The organism is Halobacillus litoralis (assembly GCF_004101865.1).
GTDB lineage: Bacteria > Bacillota > Bacilli > Bacillales > Halobacillaceae > Halobacillus > Halobacillus litoralis_A.
Genome location: NZ_CP026118.1, coordinates 2,613,414 through 2,632,549 on the forward strand (window position 1 = coordinate 2,613,414; position 19,136 = coordinate 2,632,549).

At 43.4% G+C, this 19,136-nt stretch carries 14 protein-coding genes and 1 pseudogene; 14 read left to right on the forward strand and 1 reads right to left on the reverse strand.

Going from position 1 to position 19,136, the window contains the following annotated elements; genetic code table 11:
* The first annotated feature begins 270 nt into the window (after positions 1–270).
* The 8 genes and pseudogenes from argC (at position 271) to HLI_RS13285 (ending at position 10,307) form a co-directional block, all read left to right on the forward strand.
* Positions 271–1,308 (forward strand): N-acetyl-gamma-glutamyl-phosphate reductase, encoded by a 1,038-nt coding sequence (argC, locus tag HLI_RS13250; protein WP_128525399.1) that lies wholly within the window; start codon positions 271–273, stop codon positions 1,306–1,308.
* A 20-nt stretch (positions 1,309–1,328) separates the two neighbouring features.
* Positions 1,329–2,555, forward strand: a complete 1,227-nt coding sequence (gene argJ, locus HLI_RS13255) for a bifunctional ornithine acetyltransferase/N-acetylglutamate synthase (protein WP_128525400.1) — start codon at positions 1,329–1,331, stop codon at positions 2,553–2,555.
* The gene (gene argB, locus HLI_RS13260; protein ID WP_128525401.1) at positions 2,518–3,327 is read left to right on the forward strand and encodes an acetylglutamate kinase; all 810 of its coding nucleotides are present in this window, start codon (positions 2,518–2,520) and stop codon (positions 3,325–3,327) included. Before argJ ends, argB begins: the two co-directional genes overlap by 38 nt.
* Positions 3,324–4,484, forward strand: a complete 1,161-nt coding sequence (locus HLI_RS13265; RefSeq protein WP_128525402.1) for an acetylornithine transaminase — start codon at positions 3,324–3,326, stop codon at positions 4,482–4,484. The genes argB and HLI_RS13265 overlap by 4 nt, the downstream gene beginning before the upstream one ends.
* A gap of 112 nt (positions 4,485–4,596) precedes the next feature.
* On the forward strand, positions 4,597–5,658 hold the full coding sequence (locus tag HLI_RS13270) for a carbamoyl phosphate synthase small subunit (protein ID WP_128525403.1): 1,062 nt from the start codon (positions 4,597–4,599) through the stop codon (positions 5,656–5,658).
* Positions 5,651–8,676, forward strand: a pseudogene (locus HLI_RS13275) (carbamoyl phosphate synthase large subunit). The gene HLI_RS13270 and the pseudogene HLI_RS13275 overlap by 8 nt, the downstream one beginning before the upstream one ends.
* Positions 8,676–9,629, forward strand: coding sequence for an ornithine carbamoyltransferase (gene argF / locus HLI_RS13280; protein WP_128525404.1), 954 nt, complete (start codon positions 8,676–8,678; stop codon positions 9,627–9,629). Before HLI_RS13275 ends, argF begins: the two are co-directional and overlap by 1 nt.
* A 192-nt stretch (positions 9,630–9,821) precedes the next feature.
* Positions 9,822–10,307, forward strand: a complete 486-nt coding sequence (locus HLI_RS13285) for a GyrI-like domain-containing protein (protein WP_128525405.1) — start codon at positions 9,822–9,824, stop codon at positions 10,305–10,307.
* Positions 10,308–10,529: 222 nt separating this feature from the next.
* Here the strand turns inward: HLI_RS13285 and HLI_RS13290 are convergent, their stop codons facing one another.
* Positions 10,530–11,939 carry a Na+/H+ antiporter NhaC family protein gene (locus HLI_RS13290; RefSeq protein WP_128525406.1) on the reverse strand — a complete coding sequence of 470 codons (1,410 nt, stop codon included), beginning with the start codon at positions 11,937–11,939 and terminating at the stop codon, positions 10,530–10,532.
* 137 nt (positions 11,940–12,076) lie between these two features.
* Here HLI_RS13290 and HLI_RS13295 point away from each other — a divergent pair, with 137 nt between their 5' ends.
* The 6 genes from HLI_RS13295 to HLI_RS13320 all read left to right on the forward strand — a co-directional run bounded on the left by HLI_RS13295 (position 12,077) and on the right by HLI_RS13320 (position 19,121).
* The gene (locus HLI_RS13295) at positions 12,077–12,517 is read left to right on the forward strand and encodes an SRPBCC family protein (protein WP_128525407.1); all 441 of its coding nucleotides are present in this window, start codon (positions 12,077–12,079) and stop codon (positions 12,515–12,517) included.
* Between the two features lie 129 nt (positions 12,518–12,646).
* Positions 12,647–13,792 carry a DEAD/DEAH box helicase gene (locus HLI_RS13300; RefSeq protein ID WP_128525408.1) on the forward strand — a complete coding sequence of 382 codons (1,146 nt, stop codon included), beginning with the start codon at positions 12,647–12,649 and terminating at the stop codon, positions 13,790–13,792.
* 84 nt (positions 13,793–13,876) lie between these two features.
* Complete coding sequence (locus HLI_RS13305; RefSeq protein WP_128525409.1) at positions 13,877–14,611, forward strand: CAP domain-containing protein; 735 nt, start codon at positions 13,877–13,879, stop codon at positions 14,609–14,611.
* Between the two features lie 367 nt (positions 14,612–14,978).
* On the forward strand, positions 14,979–16,250 hold the full coding sequence (locus HLI_RS13310) for a sensor domain-containing diguanylate cyclase (protein WP_128525410.1): 1,272 nt from the start codon (positions 14,979–14,981) through the stop codon (positions 16,248–16,250).
* Between the two features lie 25 nt (positions 16,251–16,275).
* Positions 16,276–17,676: an amidase gene (locus tag HLI_RS13315; RefSeq protein ID WP_128525411.1), complete on the forward strand. Its 1,401-nt coding sequence runs from the start codon at positions 16,276–16,278 to the stop codon at positions 17,674–17,676.
* 401 nt (positions 17,677–18,077) lie between these two features.
* Positions 18,078–19,121, forward strand: coding sequence for an ATP synthase beta subunit C-terminal domain-containing protein (locus tag HLI_RS13320; protein ID WP_128525412.1), 1,044 nt, complete (start codon positions 18,078–18,080; stop codon positions 19,119–19,121).
* Positions 19,122–19,136 lie beyond the last annotated feature (15 nt).

A 19,136-nucleotide genomic window follows, 5' to 3' on the forward strand; every position in this document is an offset into this window, starting at 1 on the left:
TGAAACTGTGTATAAAACTGTGTATATGTGAATAAAACATACACAATTATGCATGTAATGAGGTTATCCACATGTGTATAACCTCATATTCATCCTATTTTTCTCCTTCTAGGATATATCCTATCAAATCAACTTATATCAATCTATGATTTTATAAACAAGTAAAATATCAAAGAAGTTGATACTGACTATTGACATCTGAACCATTAGGGTTAATAATATTGTAAATATACAGTTATTATTATAAATATACATAGAGGTGGTTTTAGTTTGAAAGCAGGTATCGTTGGCGCTACAGGATATGGTGGGATAGAGCTTTTTCGAATACTGAACGTTCATCCACAAATAGATGACATCACCTTATATTCCTCTTCACAAGCAGGGGAGTATTTTGAAGATATTTATCCACAGATGCAGAGGGGTCAATCCCATATACTAGCTGATGTGGAACCAGATAAAATGAAAGAAGATCTTGATGTAGTATTTCTGGCAACGCCTGCTGGAGTATCAATTGACCTCACCCCGCAATTGCAAGGTGGTAAAGCAAAAGTGATCGACCTTTCTGGTGATTTGAGATTGAAGGACCAATCCCTATATAAGCAGTGGTACAAAAAGGAACCTGCAGGAGAAGCGGTATTAGGAGCAGCAGTATATGGACTGCCTGAATGGAATAAGGAAAACATCCAGCAGGCAGATGTGATTGCGAACCCTGGCTGTTTTCCAACAGCCGCATTGCTGGGGGTCGGTCCGATAATCAAAGAAAGACTTGCGAGCCCGTCTTCACTCATCATAGATGCGAAATCCGGGGTTTCAGGTGCAGGGAAAAATCCGAACCTGATTACACACTTTGCTCATGCACAAGAAAACTTTCAAATTTACAAAGTGAATCAACACCAACATATCCCTGAAATTGAACAGCAATTGCAGCAATGGGACGAAGATTCCCAGCCAGTGACGTTTTCCACCCATTTGGTTCCGATGACGAAAGGAATCATGGCGACGATCTATCTCCAATTGAATGAAGAAATGACCGTCGAAAAGCTTCAATCTCTTTACAAGTCCTACTATGAGAAAGAGCCTTTTGTCAGGGTAAGGGAGATGGGAAGCTTTCCATGCACGAAAGATGTCTACGGATCTAACTTCTGTGACATCGGCATAACGCTTGATCCCAGGACAAATAGAGTGACCATTGTAAGCGTGATCGATAACTTGATGAAAGGTGCAGCTAGCCAGGCTGTACAAAATATGAATCTATTGTTTCAGGCAGATGAGAGAGCAGGGCTCTTAACATTGCCTGTTTATCCTTAAAGGAGAGAGGGAGAGGTGCTTTGATACAAGCGAGCAAATCAAGTGAAATCGAGAAAATAGAAAACGGATCGATTTTGACACCAAAGGGCTATCAGGCTGGTGGCATCCATAGTGGTTTAAGATATCGAAAAAAAGACTTCGGATTACTTATGAGTGAGACTCCCGCTTCCGTCGCTGCGGTCTATACTCAAAGTCATTTTCAAGCCCCGCCCCTCAAAGTCACTCAAGATAGTATTGCCGGAAGGGGTAAAATCCAAAGTGTTGTTATAAATAGTGCTGTGGCAAATGCCTGTACCGGTGAAGAAGGTCTCGCAAATGCTTACAAAATGCGTGAAATGATCGCAGAACGATTCAACCTTCCCGCCGATTACGTGGCTGTAGCTTCTACTGGAGTCATCGGCGAGCAACTCCCGATGGAAAAGATTTCCTATGGATGTAACTCTGTTGAGTTGAGTAAAAATGGGGATAAAGACTTTCAGCAATCGATCCTTACGACGGATACTTGCCAAAAGCACGCCTGTTATCAAGTGCAAATTGATGGCGAAACCGTGACCATTGCCGGAGCAGCTAAAGGTTCTGGTATGATTCACCCAAACATGGCCACAATGCTTGGCTTCATTACTACAGATGCGAACATCGACTCAGAAGACCTGCAGCATGCCCTGGGTCAGTCGATTGATAAGTCATTCAATCAAATCACAGTAGATGGAGAAACCTCTACCAATGATATGGTATTGACACTTGCGAATGGCCAAGCTGGGCATTCACCTTTAAACGAAAAACACTCAGATTGGGAAGCATTCCAATCAGCGCTCCAACTTGTCTGTGAAGACTTGGCAAAACAAATTGCTAAAGATGGAGAAGGAGCTACTAAACTCATCGAAGTCAATGTCACAGGAGCCCGTACCAGCGAAGAAGCCCGGATCATCGCAAAAAAAGTCGTTGGTTCCAATCTCGTTAAGACAGCAGTGTATGGTCTTGATGCTAACTGGGGAAGGATTGTCGGTGCAATCGGCCACAGTGAAGCGAAAGTGGATGCAAATGCCTGTGATATTTACTTGGAAGACCAACTCGTTTTCAGCAAAGGGACGGCATGTCCTTTTTCAGAAAAACAGGCTAGTGAAGATTTAGATAATGAAGAAGTCAGAATAGCCATCCATCTCGGAGAAGGAGAAGGTTCAGGTATGGCATGGGGGTGTGACTTGACGTATGACTATGTCAAAATCAATGCCAGCTACCGGTCATAAACCTACCATCGTCATCAAACTTGGCGGGAGTATGATCGATCAGCTTACAGATTCGTTCTACGCGAGTTTCCAGAACATACTTCACCACTACAATTGTATTATTGTCCATGGCGGCGGTCCTGCTATTACTAACCTTTTATCTCGCTTGAACATTGAAGGGGAATTCCATGAAGGGTTACGTAAGACTACACCGGAAACCCTGGAAGTCGTTGAGATGATTCTTGGTGGAAAAGTGGGAGCACAGATTACAAGTGAATTGACAAAACAAGGAATTGATGCGATAAGTCTGAAAGGGTCGGAAGCTTCCCTATTAATGTGCACATACATGGATAAAGAGAATTTAGGACTGGTCGGAAAAGTAGACAAAGTCACTCCGGATATCCTCTTGCATTCTCTTAGATCCGGATATGTACCGGTGGTAGCTCCATTTGGAAAAACAGGCGATCTTCAAACTGTAAATATCAATGCAGATGTAGCGGCATCAGCGATCGCAAAAGCTGTTGGGGCAGAGAAGCTGTTGTATGTCACGGACGTACCAGGCATCCTGGTGAATGATGAGATGGTAAGCATGATTACACCGGAGGAAATCGACGTGATGATTGATGCGGGAACCATTTATGGAGGAATGATTCCTAAAGTAAGGTCAGCCATGGAAACTTTATCTGATCATCTCGAGGAAGTCTGGATTGTCAGTGGTGAGCAAGCTTTGATGGAAGGGGATAAAATCAAAGGGACTTCAATCAGAGCAAAACGAAAGGAGAGGGTCGAATGAGTTTATTTCCCACATACAATCGTTTTCCAATTACAATCGTTTCGGGTGAAGGAACGAATGTTATAGACGATGAAGGAAAACAATACCTGGATTTTGTTTCAGGGATCGCTGTTTGTAACCTCGGGCACCGACCGCCTGAAGTGCAGCAGGCCCTGCAAAAACAAATGGATCAAGTTTGGCATGTATCCAACCTTTATCAAATACCTATTCAGGAAAAAGCAGCTGAATTGCTGACTGGAGCCACAGATCTCGATTATGCGTTTTTCTGTAATAGTGGAGCTGAAGCGAATGAAGCCGCTATAAAATTAGCACGCAAGCATACAGGAAGAGAGAAGATCATTACATTCAAACAATCGTTCCACGGTCGGACTTTTGCTACGATGAGCGCCACAGGGCAAGAGAAAATCCAGGAAGGATTCGGATCGCTGCTTCCGACTTTTGAGTATTTTCCCTATAATGATGTGAAAGCCATAGAGGAAGTCCATGATGGTCATGTAGCTGCTATTATGGTTGAAGTGATCCAGGGAGAAGGGGGAGTCATCCCTGCTTCAGCAGAGTTTTTGAGAACAGTGGAGGAAAAATGCCGTGAACTAGGAGCACTGCTCATTATCGATGAGGTACAAACAGGAATTGGGCGTACTGGTCAAGCTTTCGCCTATCAGCATCATGGCTTAGACCCTGATATTGTCACTTCTGCAAAGGGATTGGGCAGTGGTTTTCCGGTGGGGGCTATGATTGGTAGGTCTGAGCTTGTGGAAGCATTCAGTGCGGGGTCGCACGGGTCGACCTTTGGAGGGAACCCTCTCGCATCCGCAGCTGTAAAAGCAACCCTGGAGGAAGTCTTTACTGTCTCCTTTTTGGAAAAGGTAGAACAAAAAGGGACATATTTCAAGGAGGAATTAGAAGCGAATCTTGCCTCTTTGGAGTACGTCAAGGATATCCGCGGGCAAGGATTGATGCTCGGGATTGAAGTTCAATCTGAAGCCATACAACTTGTCCATTCTTTAAGAGAAAAAGGTTTGTTGGCCGTTATTGCCGGTCCCAATGTTTTGCGGCTGTTACCGCCATTAACGGTAACAGAAGCAGAAATCGACCAAGCTGTTCTGTTGATTACAGAAGTGATCCATCAACAACAGAAGGATCTCCAGAACGTCTGAAAAATAGATAGGCGGTGAAATTCACTATAAGTGATGAACACCGCCTTTTATAGGAATTAAATGTATAAAAATACAACAAGTATAATAAATATTCATTTTGTGGGGTGATGTTATGAAAGCACGTCTTTGTTTGCAAGATGGAAAATCATACGAGGGTTTCACATCAAAAGGTTATAAAAATGCCATACAAGGTGAAATCGTGTTTTTTACTGGGATGACAGGTTATCAAGAAGTGTTGACAGATCCGTCCTACCGGGGCCAGATTGTCGTCTTCACTTATCCTTTAATAGGGAATTACGGCATAAATCTTGAGGATGCGGAAAGTAAGGAGGTCCAAGTGAATGGGGTGGTCATGTTCCATTGCGCGGGTGTAGCCTCCCACTATCAATCAGTGCAATCACTCGGAGATTATTTAGATGAGCGTGGAGTGCCTTTTTTAACAGGTGTCGATACAAGGGAAGTAACCAAAGAAATCCGGACAGGTGGTACACGGCAAGCGATCCTCACCCATAATGATGATTATGAATTTCTGCCGCCTGAATCCAGTCAAATCGACCAGGTGAAGGGAGCAAAGATAGAAACCCACGGGGAGGGTCTTATCCATATCGGACTTATTGATTTTGGGTGGAAAAAGTCGATTTTACAGAAGCTTTTGGATTACGACGTCCGTGTCTCAGTGATTCCATATTCTGAAATAACCCAGGTGGATGATCTTAAACTTGATGCTGTCGTTCTCTCGAATGGTCCAGGGGATCCAAAAGATGTAAGTAGTAAATTACCGGCCATCAAAAAAATGCTGGATGTTTATCCTTCCTTCGGGATTTGTATGGGCCATCAGGTCATAGCTCTCGCTTACGGGGCAGATACGATTAAACTCGCTTTTGGGCACAGGGGAGCCAACCATCCAGTTAAAGATGTAGTGACAGGGAAAGTCTTTTTATCATCTCAAAATCACAATTACGTGGTGGATGAAGCAAGTTTAATTGAAACCCCGTTAGCAAAGAGATTTTATAACGTCAATGATGATTCAATCGAGGGGTTGATGCACGAAACAAAGCGGATCATGAGTGTCCAATTTCATCCAGAGGCGAATCCTGGACCGGAGGATGCGGAATGGCTGTTCGACGACTTTCTGAAACTAGTGAAAAAGAAAGAGGTGAAGGCATATGTCTAATAAAATACTTGTGGTTGGCTCGGGTCCCATCATGATCGGGCAGGCGGCAGAGTTTGATTACTCCGGCACGCAGGGATGCCTCGCCTTGAAGGAAGAAGGGTATGAAGTCGTCCTGGTCAATAACAACCCGGCTACCATTATGACTGATTACGATGTGGCTGATGTAGTTTATTGTGAACCACTGACAGTGAAAAGCTTAGCCGCGATCATTGAGAAAGAAAAGCCGGAATCATTACTTGCTGGATTAGGCGGCCAGACGGCCTTGAATTTAGCTGTTGAGTTAGAGAAGGAGGGTGTACTGGATCAGTTCGGTGTGAAGTTGTTAGGTACAAGTGTCCGCTCTATTCAACAGGGAGAAGACAGAGAGTTATTCCGGGAGCTGATGAATGAACTTGCACAACCAGTTCCAGAAAGTGAAGTTATAACCACTTTTCAACAAGCAAAAGATTTCGTCGAGCGCGTAGGTTACCCGATCATCAGTCGTCCTGCTTATACATTAGGGGGCGTGGAGGCGGTATCGTCCATGAAGAGGAAGAGCTGGAAGAACTGATATCGACAGGTTTGAAATCCAGTCCGATCCACCAGGTCATCGTTGAGAAGAGCATCGCAGGGTTCAAAGAAATTGAATATGAAATCATGCGTGATCATAACGGTACGTGTATTTCTGTATGTAACATGGAGAATTTTGATCCTGTGGGTGTCCACACAGGAGACTCTATCGTCGTCGCACCTTCCCAAACGTTGTCAGATAAAGACTATCAAATGTTACGCACGGCCGCTTTTAAAATTGTTTCAGCATTGGAAGTGATCGGTGGATGTAATGTCCAGTTCGCGCTGGATCCTGCCAGTCGTCAATATTATGTAATTGAGGTGAACCCACGAGTCAGTCGTTCGTCAGCACTCGCATCCAAGGCTACAGGCTATCCAATCGCAAAGATGGCAACTAAAGTCGCCTTAGGACATCCCCTTGATCAATTAGAAAATCCGCTGACAGGTCACACATATGCAAGTTTTGAACCGGCGCTCGATTATGTTGTCGTAAAATTCCCACGCTGGCCGTTTGATAAATTTTCAGAAGCTGACCGTAAATTGGGAACAAAAATGAGGGCGACGGGAGAGGTTATGGCGATCGACCGGACGTTAGAGGGGGCTTTTCAAAAAGCTGTTCATTCATTGGATACCACGATTCCAATCATCACTGATGAATGGTTCCATTTGAAAACACCGACCGATTTACGTTACTTCGCTATCCTCAACCTTTTGCGTAATGACGTAGAACCAAAAGCCATCCATGCAGAGACGTCTATCGATTTGCTTTTCTTACATGTGTTGAAGAATCTTGTAGACATGGAAAAAGTGTTGCATGGAAACTCAGTGGAAAGCTTGACTGAAGAGTTGATGCAGAAAGCAAAATTGTATGGTTTCTCGGATGGGCAAATGGCCGACTTGATGGAGACAGCAGAAAAGGAAATTAAAGAAAAGAGAAAAGAGTTAGAGGTTACTTGTAACTTCAAACTGGTCGATACGTGTGCAGCGGAATTTGAGGCGGCTACGAATTACGTATACAGCACGTATGCAGGCACGAATGAAATCGAACCTTTAGCTGGAGAGAAGAAAGCTTTGATCATAGGTGCAGGTCCTATCCGTATCGGACAGGGAGTGGAATTTGACTATAGCGCAGTCAAAGCCATTGAAAGCTTGCGTAAGTTGGGATGGACTACAATCATGATCAACAATAACCCGGAAACCGTAAGCACAGATTACGAAACAGCTGATCGTTTGTATTTTGAACCGATTCAGACGGAAATCATCTCTGCTATCGTGGACCACGAAAACATAGACTTGGTTTTCACTCAATTTGGTGGGCAAACAGCGATTAATTTAGCTGAAGACTTAGAACGGGAAGGAGTCCCGCTAGCTGGTATTTCTACAAAAGTACTGGATGAACTTGAAGATCGAGACAAGTTTTATGAAGCATTGAAAGATCTTGGAATACCTCATGTCGAAGGTACGACTTGTCATACGAAAATGGAAGCATGGTCCGCAGCGGAACAATACAATTTCCCTCTCCTTTTACGTCCTTCGTATGTCATTGGCGGACAAGGAATGGTCAAAGTGAATGATCAGCAAGAATTGAAACATGCGTTGGATAAAGCGGAGAAACGTCATTATCCAATTGTGCTCGACTCTTTTATGCAAGGAATTGAAATGGAAGTCGACATCGTTGCAGATGGAAAAGGGATTTATCTCCCGGAAGTGATCGAACATATCGAGCCGGCAGGTGTGCATTCAGGCGATAGTATGGCCATCTTTCCATCCACGCTGCCCCTGGAGATTAAAGAAACGATTCGAGGATACAGTGAAATGATTATCCATCACTTCCATTACAAAGGCATCATGAACATTCAGTTCTTATGGGTCGATAACCGAGTGTATGTACTCGAAGTTAATCCGCGGGCTAGTCGTACTGTACCGATTGTGAGCAAAGTTTCGAATGTAGCGATGATTGATTTAGCGATACGCTGCCTGGTTAATGATCCAACATTGCATCTTTCGCAACTGCTTCCACCCTCGATAACGGAAGTTGCAGTTAAATATCCATTGTTTTCTTCATATGCGCTGGCTGAACTGGATCATAAGCTAGGGCCGAATATGAAATCGACAGGGGAAGGGATGTGCTTAGGGCGTACGGTAGAGGAAGCTTTGCGAAAAGTTTTCTTAGAAATGCCAGATGTGCATCAAGAAAAAAATGTCTGCTTTATCGACCAGTCTGGTTATGAAACACTCTCTTCTACAAGTCTTCCTTTTAATGAATGGTTGAAGACGGAAGAGGCTGCATTGTATGTCAATAATCAGGAATCGGAAAAAGACCAGACGCGTAGAATTCAGGCTTTGAAACACGGTATTACAGTCATGAGTGAAAATAAGACGTTTGATGCTTACTTACAATCTCTTGCTTGTTTAAACACCCAACCAATCCCGCTTCCAGGGAGTATTCGTGAAGGAGTGCGTCCGTAATGAATCTAATAGAGCAAATACATTCAACAGGGAATTCTATGCAAGGGAAACATGTCCTTACATGGCTTGATTATACCCAATCTGAAATCTCCCGATTATTAGCGCAAGCACAATATGTGAAAGAGAACCCCTATACGCAATCATTGAAAGGTAAGAACCTGGGGATGATCTTCGAGAAGTCTTCCACACGAACCCGGGTTTCTTTTGAAGTAGGAATGGTGCAGATGGGAGGGCATGCTCTTTATTTGAATTCCAGAGACATTCAGATCGGCCGTGGGGAGACGATTGCTGATACTGCTCAAGTCCTTTCAGGGTATGTGGATGCCCTTATGTTTCGTACCACTTCTCATGAAAAGCTGAAAGAACTTGCTGAACACGCCTCGGTTCCTGTTATCAATGGACTATGCGACATTTATCACCCTTGCCAGGCGCTAGCGGATATTTTTACAATATTGGAATTGAAAGGGCGCCTGGAGGGGCTGAAAATTGTATATATTGGAGATGGAAACAATGTAGCCCACTCCTTGATGATCCTTTCAGCAATGATGGGGATGGAAGTGGTCATCTCCACACCGGAAGGGTACGAACCCGATGGAGAAATTACGGGTAAAGCACAAGCAATAGCGAAGACTTATGGCGGTGCGGTTCTGCTGGAGGCTGATCCGAAAAAAGCCGTTGAGGGGGCCGATGTCATTTATACGGATGTATGGACGAGTATGGGACAAGAATCCGAAACTTCTGTGCGCCTCAAGGCTTTCAATGGATATCAAGTGAATCAATCTCTCCTAAAAGCAGCTGAAGCTGATGCAGTTTTCTTACATTGTCTGCCAGCTCACCGAGGGGAAGAGGTCACAGCAGAAGTGATTGATGGCAAACAATCCGCTGTTTTCCAACAGGCAGAAAATCGTATGCACGTCCAAAAGGCGATTTTGCAGGCCACCATTGGATGGTGATAAATTGAGAGCATATTTTAGGTGAATAAGACATTATGATATAGGAATGGATATCTCCATAGCCAGGGTTATCCTAAAAAGATAGTCGAAAAGCTACGAATAACATCGAACGCTAAATTCTTGAAAGGGAAATATGATTGAATGTGGAAGTAGTTAGGGAGAGTGATCAAAATTTAAAGGAGTGGCCATGTAATGAGTGAGCAAATGACAACGGCTGTGGAGCCGAAAGTCGTGAAGAAGTCCAACTTCAAGGTAGTCGGTGTCTATTGTACAACGATGATGGACGAACGAGATGTAAAAATCCCACGCTTGATGGAACAGTTTCATACAATGAAGTTGCCGAAAGTGAGGAATCGTATACACGCACCTCACTCGATCGGAATGTTTGTCGATCCTCCGAATTGGAATGAAATGACTGATGCTTTTCATTGGATTGCTGGTGTAGAAGTGGATAGTTTTGAAAAAATCCCGCAAGATATGATTACGAAGACCGTTCCTGCTCACACTTATGCTGTACTCGAATATGATCCCTCCCAACATGATTTCAATCCTTATCCCTACCTGCACAAGTGGATTACGGAAAAGGGTTATGAACAGATTGAAGGTTTCGGCTTTGAGGAATACCATCCTTACACAGGGACTGAAACCCGTTATAAACTTTACCTTCCCATTAAGTAAAAAGGATTACTTCAGAATATGGTTTCATTGCAGGCGAAATCTTTAGAAAGCAATATAGATACGGGAAAAGAGCAAGGAGGAATAGAGTTACCCTCCTTGCTCTTTCGGTGTTTAGAATCTTATAAAATACCATCCTTGGACCCTCTGCGCCGCGCGCCTCCAACGTTCGTCCCGCCATTCGATATTTCGGAAACGCACGATGCGGGTTATGAATGCAAAACTTTATAAAAAGAAGGAAAGCCCAAAATAGATGATAGCTGCCACCCCAGCAGCAATCAAAGCGGGCTTCAGCTTGAATTTTGCATACTTGATCGGGTTTAGATTTAAGATTCCCGCTGTCGTATTCGTATCATCACTCAGTGGGGAGGCGAAAGCTCCAAAGGTTCCGCTGGCAAAAACGGCTCCAATCACCATCGGGAGTGAACTTCCTGCTACGGTAGCGATAGAAATACCCACAGGCATAAGGATACCCCAAGTCCCCCATGAAGATCCGATAAAGTAAGACAATCCGCAACCGATGACAAAAATAATGACAGCCACGAACCCAGCTGGAATCCAGCCGAATGAGGAAGAAATTGTATCCGCGAACTCCAAGGCTTCAGATCCACTACTCAGCCCCCAAACCATCGCTAACAATAAGATGACACCCATCATTTCATTTCCACCGTCAATCAAGGTGTTCATCATTTTTCTCAATGGCTCTGATCGAAACTTCAAATAAATGACGAACAGAACAAGAGTCAATACGACGGCCAACACCATAGCATCTAATACATTCGCATTAATCAAGGCACTAAACCCTGTTTGGCCATCTCTTACGCCGACCATATACATGAGCAGGAAAGTGAGTACGATGACGCTGATCAATGGAATAATCAGGTGCCAGGGTTGAGCGGGGAGGTTTTTCGTGACAGCTGGGTGACAGTCTTCCCATTGATCGTCGTCCTCCTTCTTTTCTTGGTCCATGTTTTCGGCATCTGTGGCCGGTTTTTTATTTTTATGGAAAAAGCTTAAATAAAATCCAACTGCGAGCATGGAAAAAGCAAAGAAATTGAAAGGGATGCTGCTGATATATAAGGAATAAGCGTCCCCGTCCGCATTCGCCTGCTGAAGAGAAAGTTCAATGACAGAAGTCATGTAACCTACAAATGCTGTAGCTACAGGAATCAATACCACAAGAGGAGAGGCTGTCGTCTCAATGACAAAACCCAGCTCTTGTTTCGTCATGGGGATGTTTTTACGCATCGCTTTCATGACGGGGCCGATGGTCACAATTCGAAAACTGGGGGCACTGAATGTTCCTAAAGAGGACAACCACGTCAAAATGAATGCACCACGCTTGTGATCGATGCGTTCTGTCGCCTCTTTCACAAACCCCTTAATCCCACCTGACATTTTTACGATACCGATCAAAGCGGAGAAGGCATACAGGAACAGGATGATTTTCAAATTACTCTCATCAGTCAAGCCTTCAATTATGAATCCTAAAGCAGTCATCATTCCCCCGAGCCAATGAGGATCGATGATATATCCTGCTACCACTACCGCAAAAAGCAGGCTTGGAATCACTTGTTTGGTCCAAATGGCAGCAATGATGACGACTATGAAAGGAACTACAGAAATCCATCCCATAAATATGTACCTCGCTTTATTTTTGCTGCTTTTAGCATGTGTGGATTTGGATAAGATATTCTTAGGCTGAGAAAAAGGGAGTTGTACCTGTCGTCACGAATATACATTTTAGAGCAGTGTATAGAGGAGAGGATCGCATGTCTTTTTTGACTAAGACCGTCACGATTAAAAAGCCATTGGGAGAAGTTTTTGAAAAGGCGACTGATTTCACAAACAGTCCTGAGATAATGGACACGGTAACAGATGTCGAAATCTTGACCGAAGGACCAGTAAGAGAAGGTTACAAGTTCAAGGAAACACGTTTGATCAGAGGGAGAAAAGCTTCATCTGTCATTGAAGTGACCAAATTTGAAGAGAATAAAAAGTATGCTGTCCGAAGTGCCCAGCATGGAATTGATCTGCGTTATCATTATTCGTTCATTGAAACGAGCGAAGGAACCCGGGTGGATTTCAAGGGAGAGCTTTACACGGAAGGGTTGCGGAACAAACTGATGAAACCCCTGATTAAGAAAATCATTAAAAAAGAAGACCAGGACCACTTGGAGCACATGAAGAAGTTTATCGAAACTTCGGCTTAATGATGGTATAATGAAAGATAAGCTATGGATCATGTATGAAAGGTCTCTCGTCCATCCAATATGGGAAGAGGCCTATTTTTTTTAGATAAAACAAGAGCAATTTTCAATTAAGAAAGGACCGATACAAACATGAATGACTTTGATCAACCATGGTTCTCTGACCTCATCCCTACCTCTAAACAAGCATGGGAGACCGCTGGTTTCGATACATTGACGAAAGTACAAGAGAAAGCCATCCCCTTTATATTAAATGGCGGGGACGTTCTGGCGGAAGCACCGACGGGGAGCGGAAAGACGCTTGCATATTTACTTCCTCTTCTTCAAACGGTGGACCCGAACCAAAAGCATACACAGGTTTTGATCATGGCCTCCTCTCATGAATTAGTCATGCAGATTCATCAAGAGGTGCTCACCTGGACAAAAGGAAGTGGAATAACAAGCACCACATTGATAGGTGGAGCTAATGTTAAACGTCAGATCGACAAACTGAAGAAAAAGCCGAATATCATCATAGGCACACCCGGGCGCATCTATGAGTTGATAGAGAAAAAGAAATTGAAGTCACATGAAATCAAAAGTGTGGTCATGGATGAAGCGGATCAGCTGCTTGTCCCGGAACATATCAATACCGTGGAAAGTGTGCTGAAAACAACTATGAAGGATACCCAGATCCTTCTGTTTTCTGCAACCCTGCCAGACGAAGTCATTGAGGTTGCTCAGGATTTCATGGATGAAGAAGCGGAAGTCATCCGTGTAACCGAGGAGTTGAAAAAGCCTGATGTCACGCACACGTATATTGTATGTGAAGATCGGGATAAAATAGAGACGCTGCGTAAATTGGCCCGGATGGACGGGTTCGTAGGGCTTGGGTTTATGCAGGATATCGCGAAGTTGAATATTATGGCTGAAAAGTTGACTTATCAAAACCTGGATATCGGTTTGTTACACAGTGATGCAAAGAAAGAGCAGCGTGCAAAAGCGATCAAAGAGTTCAGGAAAGGCGAATACCCTCTGTTATTAGCGACAGACGTAGCTGCCAGGGGACTTGATATTAAGGAAATCAACTGCATCGTCAATTTAGATGTACCGAAGGATATGACATCATATATCCACCGCGCCGGAAGAACAGGACGCATCGGTTCTGCGGAAGGTACGGTCGTTTCCCTGGTAAATCCAGTGGAAGAAAAAAGGTTGAAAAAGTTTGCGCGGGATTTAGAATTGACTTTACACCAGAAGAAGATGTCTAAAGGACGCTTGCAGGACACACATCGCTGAGATGTCATTGCTTGCGTTTGGAAAGGGACCGTGGAATACTGGAGATAAGAAATAACATCCAGCCAGAATGAGGAGAGTACGAGTATGATCAAAAAATTTATTCTCTTTCTAGTGGCGTTGAGTGGCATCATCATCTTAGCGACACCAGTATCTGCCCAGGATTTATGGAAAGAAGGTCCTAAGGCTTCATACGAAAAAGTGACCCAGCACATCCAGGGGTGGGTGGATAATACAGATATACAAAAGGAATTCCAGAATTGGACAACAGATCTCGAATCCTTTTTCGAGTTTGTTGAACAGATTGAATGGAAGTATCCCGATGAACAAATAGAAGAAGAAAAAGAAGCACCAGAGCAAGAGTCAGAGGCTTCAAGCGAGACCCCAAGCGAGGCGCCGGCCTCTGAGGGTTCGCTGGGAGATTATCAACCTGGTGACTTCGAACGTGAAGTAGTTACCTTAGTCAACAAGGAAAGGGCGAAGCATGATTTGGAGCCGCTTCAAATTCATAATCGTCTGAGCGGACTGGCGAATGTGAAGTCTCAAGATATGGCAGACAACAGCTATTTCAGTCATACCTCCCCGACCTATGGTTCTCCGTTTGATATGATGGATGAATTCAATTTCCGCTACCGGACAGCAGGAGAAAATATCGCTGCAGGTCAACGCACTCCAGAACAAGTGGTTGAAGGTTGGATGAATAGTGAGGGGCACCGTGCAAATATCCTTCATGAAGATTTCACTCATATCGGAGTGGGCTATATCGAAGGTGCTGGTCCTTACCATACTTATTGGACACAACTGTTCATGAAACCGAGATAAAAGCAGTCACTGAATAGACTACAGAAGAGCAGGGCACCCATTATAGGGTGCCCTGCTCTTTGTCTTGCCTGAATGGGGGGGTAGTTTTTTAGATTAAGAAGCAATAGACAGGGGCGAGGTTTAGGTCGAAATAATATCGTCTTTCCAGCTCTTCGATTTAGTAATATGCTAGCAAGACTATGACTTAAGTCTATTAATGAAGATCTTGCAGGAGATATTTCCTATAAAACGAAAAAGTTAAGAAAAATAAGAAAATTCACTGCTGAAAATGGAATTTATTGCTAGGATAATGTTATAATTTTGAGGTTACATTCAATATTTTCTAGTGCTTTTATCTCACATAAATAAAAGAAAGAAGTGGCATTGCATGGATGGCATTCAAACCTTAATTAAGAGTCAATCTTTATTAGAAAACATGTTTGTGCACATGAATGATGGTATTGCACTCATTAAACAAAAGAATGAATCATTCACATTCACCTATATGAATCCTAGTATGAGACAGAAATACGGGGAGCTCTTCGGGATGAATATTTCTGACCTCCATGAAAATACAAATCAGTTCTACTTGGTGAAAGCTTTGAAAAGGGCAGGCAGATTTCCTGGGCAGGTGTTGTGGAACTCTGAACGAGCACAATCCCCCTTTCAGGAAAACCACTACATACAATATATTGAAGATCGTACTTATTTACTTTTCATTAAAGATGAACCCATATCTGCTTTAGGCTTGCTGCAGCGAAAAGAGCAAGAGTTGAAGGAAAGCGAAAGTCGTTACCAATCATTAGTGGAGACATCCCCCGACTCTGTCTTTGTCCATGACGAGGAGGATAGAATCATTTATGTGAATAAAGCAGGAATCAAGCTGTTAGGGGCCACAGAGAAGTCCGAGCTTCATGGTCAGGATATAAAGGCTTTTGTTAATGATGAGAGAGCTGATAAGGTGAGGGAAAGGCTAGCGACATTATTTTCAGGAGAAATAGTTAAAGGACCGATAACACGGAAGTTGATCAAATTAGACGGCTCTGTCATCGATGTTGAGATGCACGGGGGACTGGTCAAGTACCACCAGGTCCAGGCTGTGCAGACGATCTGTCGCAACATATCTGAGCGTATAGCACAGCACAACGCGTTAGAGAAGCTGGCCTATTATGATCAATTGACGAAAGTCCCCAATAGGCGCTACTTTTTTGATAAGTTGAAAGATGAATTGGAGAGAGTAGAAAAGACGAATTCTTTCCTCGCTCTTCTTTTCATTGATATGGATAATTTCAAACAAATCAATGATCGATATGGTCACCAAATTGGGGATGAGGTCCTTGTCATTTTTACAAAACGTGTGGAACAAGGGTTGAGAAACTCGGATTTTCTCTCAAGATTGGGGGGCGATGAGTTTGTTATTTTATTATCGGGCCTTACTTCGTTGGCTCAACCACAGCAGGTCGCTGACAGGATGATGGAGCGAATTTCAGAACCTATTCTTTTGCGAGGATATACAATCTCGATCAGTGTTTCGATGGGCATATCCATTTATCCAGAACACGGGACATCCCAGGGGGCCTTAATGAGCAAAGCAGACCATGCCCTTTACGAAGCTAAAGAAAAAGGACGTAATCGTGTCTCTATTTATAAACAAGAGTGACTGATGGGGAAGGAGATGTAGCGTTATGGAGATGAATGAACTGCATCACTTAGATGCTGTCGATCTACTAGAACTGCTGCAAGGAAAAGAATTGAAAGTAGAAGAAATTGTTCAACATTACAGAGCCGTTATGAAACGTAAGAATCCTGACTTGAACGCTGTCGTTCATTTTATCGATGAAGAATCATTCCATACGCAAGGGTTATTTCAAGGTCTGCCTTTTTTAATTAAAGATTTGAATGCAGTAAAAGGGTACCCACTTTCCTACGGGTCGAAGGTTATGGAAGGTTTTGAAGCAACTTGGGATGATGAAATTGTAAAACGTTTCAAACGTGGTGGATTGACTTTTATAGGGAAATCGAACACACCAGAATTCGGGTTTACTCCTGCGACAGAGTCCGTACATTTGGGGTATACGAAAAACCCATGGAACACGGAATTTTCACCAGGAGGATCGAGTGGGGGAGCCGCAGCTGCAGTAGCATCGGGTATGGTGCCATTTGCGCATGCAAGTGATGGAGGCGGGTCTATCAGAATTCCTGCTTCCAATTGCGGCTTGTTCGGATTAAAACCAACCAGAGGTAGAACACCGTTTTCCATGAGGTTGAATAGTTTAGCTGTCAGCCACGGAGTCACGAAATCAGTGAGAGATAGTGCGGCACTGCTGGATGTTCTTGAAGGCCCCCAAATAGGTGATCTCTACGCTACCCCTCCCAGTGGAGCCCCCTATTCCTCAATAAATCATGAGGATCTCTCACCATTGAGAATCGCATACTTAGCTGAGTTTGGTGAAATTATGGAGATTGACCGGGACGTTCAGCAGGCTATTCGTGAAACGGCCCAATTATGCGAATCTCTCGGTCACAATGTTGAAATCGCATACCCTGATTTCGATCTTCATCGGTTCATGGAGGCTTTTGTTGTTGTTTGGGTCGTGGGAGGGGCTTTAGCAGTCAAAGAAGCTGCTGGAATGAATGGCAAGGATCCGACCGTTGAAAACCTGGAAAAGATGTTGTTCACCCTGATTGAAAAAGCATCAAGGTATTCCGCCATGGAATATGAACAAGCGCGTCTGATCCTGGCATCCGAGAGTGTGAAGTTCCATCAATTTTTCGAGAAATACGACGTCCTGCTGCATCCCGTCAACTCTAAGTCAGCTTTACCTCTTGGCTTTTATGATGGAGAAGATAAAACAATCGATGAGATTTTAGCAGTTTCCGCCCAATATGCCCACCTGACCCCTGTAGCAAATGTTACAGGTCAGCCTGCGATGAGTGTTCCTCTTTTCTGGAATGATAACAATCTGCCCATCGGTTCTCATTTTACGGGCAGGTTCGGAGATGAGCGCACATTGCTTAAATTAGCGGCACAGTTGGAAGAAGCGAAACCATGGCGCCAACGATATGATGATTTATTGAAGGAGTAAGGAAACTAGCGATAGTTTCCTCACTCTTTTCTATTGTGCAAAATTTTGATGAAAGACAAATGGGAATGAGCCATTGAACCGCCTTTTCTTCCAACACCTCCATATGATTTTGAAGTAAAGGGTCTGCGCCTCAAATTACTCCCACTATAGATCTTTTTGGCAGCCGCTTCATTCCGTTTTCAGATAAAGGCAGCTACAGTTGTTCTTCCCCTTGTTGAAAGATCCCTCTTCGTGTCAATTCCATCTCTGTTTGCAAAGCGAATTTTCTCCATATAAAGGATTCCAGATAATGATGAATTCCAATTGAGAATTTAAATAGTAACTAATATTACGTTATAGCGTAATATTTATTGATTTTAAACGTAATTAATATTACTATTAAAAGTAATGGGAGGGATTAAATGGAATCTATACATTTGAATGTAGCATTGTTACGAAGACGTGTTCCTAATCTGACCAAGTCTGCACGCACAGTTGGACTGAGACCTGCAACTGTCTCAAATCTGTGCAATGGAAAAATATCATTGGGACGAACCGAAGTGCGGACCCTGGTGGCGTTAGCTTCTTTAGCGGAATGTAGTTTGGATGAACTTATTATAAGAGGGGAGAGGTTTGAAATGATTGAAACAGGGATAAAGGTGATTGACTTATTTGCTCCGTTAGCTAAAGGAGGAACTGCCGGCCTGGTGGCACGACCAGGAATGGGCCAGCTTGTTGTTCTTGCAGAGATCTTCCATCGCCTCAATAAGAAAAAATTTAAAATCGCTTTTCTTCAACCGGAAGGCGACCACCCCGAAATCAGTGATATCACAGAAATTGTAGATTTCAATTGCCTCTCAATCTCTGAGGTTGAGGAAAAAGTTATTCAAATTGGAAAAAACACAGATGTGATTTTTGTTGCTGATCGCTCTCATGTGATAGATGGAACGATTTACAGGCTCCAGGAAAAATGGGCTGATCTCCCATCTGTCACCACGTTTTTAGTTGACCTGAAAGGGGAAGCAATTGATAAAGATTTACCATATGGTCCTTTAGAAACATTGTGGCAGTTCGATATGGAATTATCCGCACGTCATTTGTATCCAGCCATCCACCCTTTGCACTCGACCTCCACTGTGCTGGAAGGAGCGAATCTAGAGCAAAATCACTTTTACACACAACAAAAAGCACAAAAATTATTACGCCGGTATCGAGAATTGAAATCAATAGTAAGAGTGAGCGGGGTGGAAACTTTATCTGAAACAGACACTCAAATCTATCAGCGAGGAGAGAAGCTGGAAAACTATCTCACTCAACCTCTCTTTGTTGCTGAAGCTTTTACAGGAGTGGAAGGTGTACATGTACAACTAGAACAAGTGCTTGTTGATGTACGTAAATTGATCGAAGGGGTTTACGACCATAAAGACAAAGAAGACTTTGCTATGGTGGGGAGAATTTCTGGTTGATGTGGTTTTCTTTTT

Coding starts and splice junctions, on each gene's coding strand:
- argB (WP_128525401.1), top strand. CDS start 2,518: ATGACTATGTCAAAATCAATGCCAGCTACCGGTCATAAACCTACCATC.
- HLI_RS13285 (WP_128525405.1), top strand. CDS start 9,822: ATGAGTGAGCAAATGACAACGGCTGTGGAGCCGAAAGTCGTGAAGAAG.
- argF (WP_128525404.1), top strand. CDS start 8,676: ATGAATCTAATAGAGCAAATACATTCAACAGGGAATTCTATGCAAGGG.
- HLI_RS13320 (WP_128525412.1), top strand. CDS start 18,078: ATGGAATCTATACATTTGAATGTAGCATTGTTACGAAGACGTGTTCCT.
- HLI_RS13265 (WP_128525402.1), top strand. CDS start 3,324: ATGAGTTTATTTCCCACATACAATCGTTTTCCAATTACAATCGTTTCG.
- HLI_RS13310 (WP_128525410.1), top strand. CDS start 14,979: ATGGATGGCATTCAAACCTTAATTAAGAGTCAATCTTTATTAGAAAAC.
- HLI_RS13315 (WP_128525411.1), top strand. CDS start 16,276: ATGGAGATGAATGAACTGCATCACTTAGATGCTGTCGATCTACTAGAA.
- HLI_RS13270 (WP_128525403.1), top strand. CDS start 4,597: ATGAAAGCACGTCTTTGTTTGCAAGATGGAAAATCATACGAGGGTTTC.
- HLI_RS13295 (WP_128525407.1), top strand. CDS start 12,077: ATGTCTTTTTTGACTAAGACCGTCACGATTAAAAAGCCATTGGGAGAA.
- HLI_RS13300 (WP_128525408.1), top strand. CDS start 12,647: ATGAATGACTTTGATCAACCATGGTTCTCTGACCTCATCCCTACCTCT.
- HLI_RS13305 (WP_128525409.1), top strand. CDS start 13,877: ATGATCAAAAAATTTATTCTCTTTCTAGTGGCGTTGAGTGGCATCATC.
- HLI_RS13290 (WP_128525406.1), bottom strand. CDS start 11,939: ATGGGATGGATTTCTGTAGTTCCTTTCATAGTCGTCATCATTGCTGCC.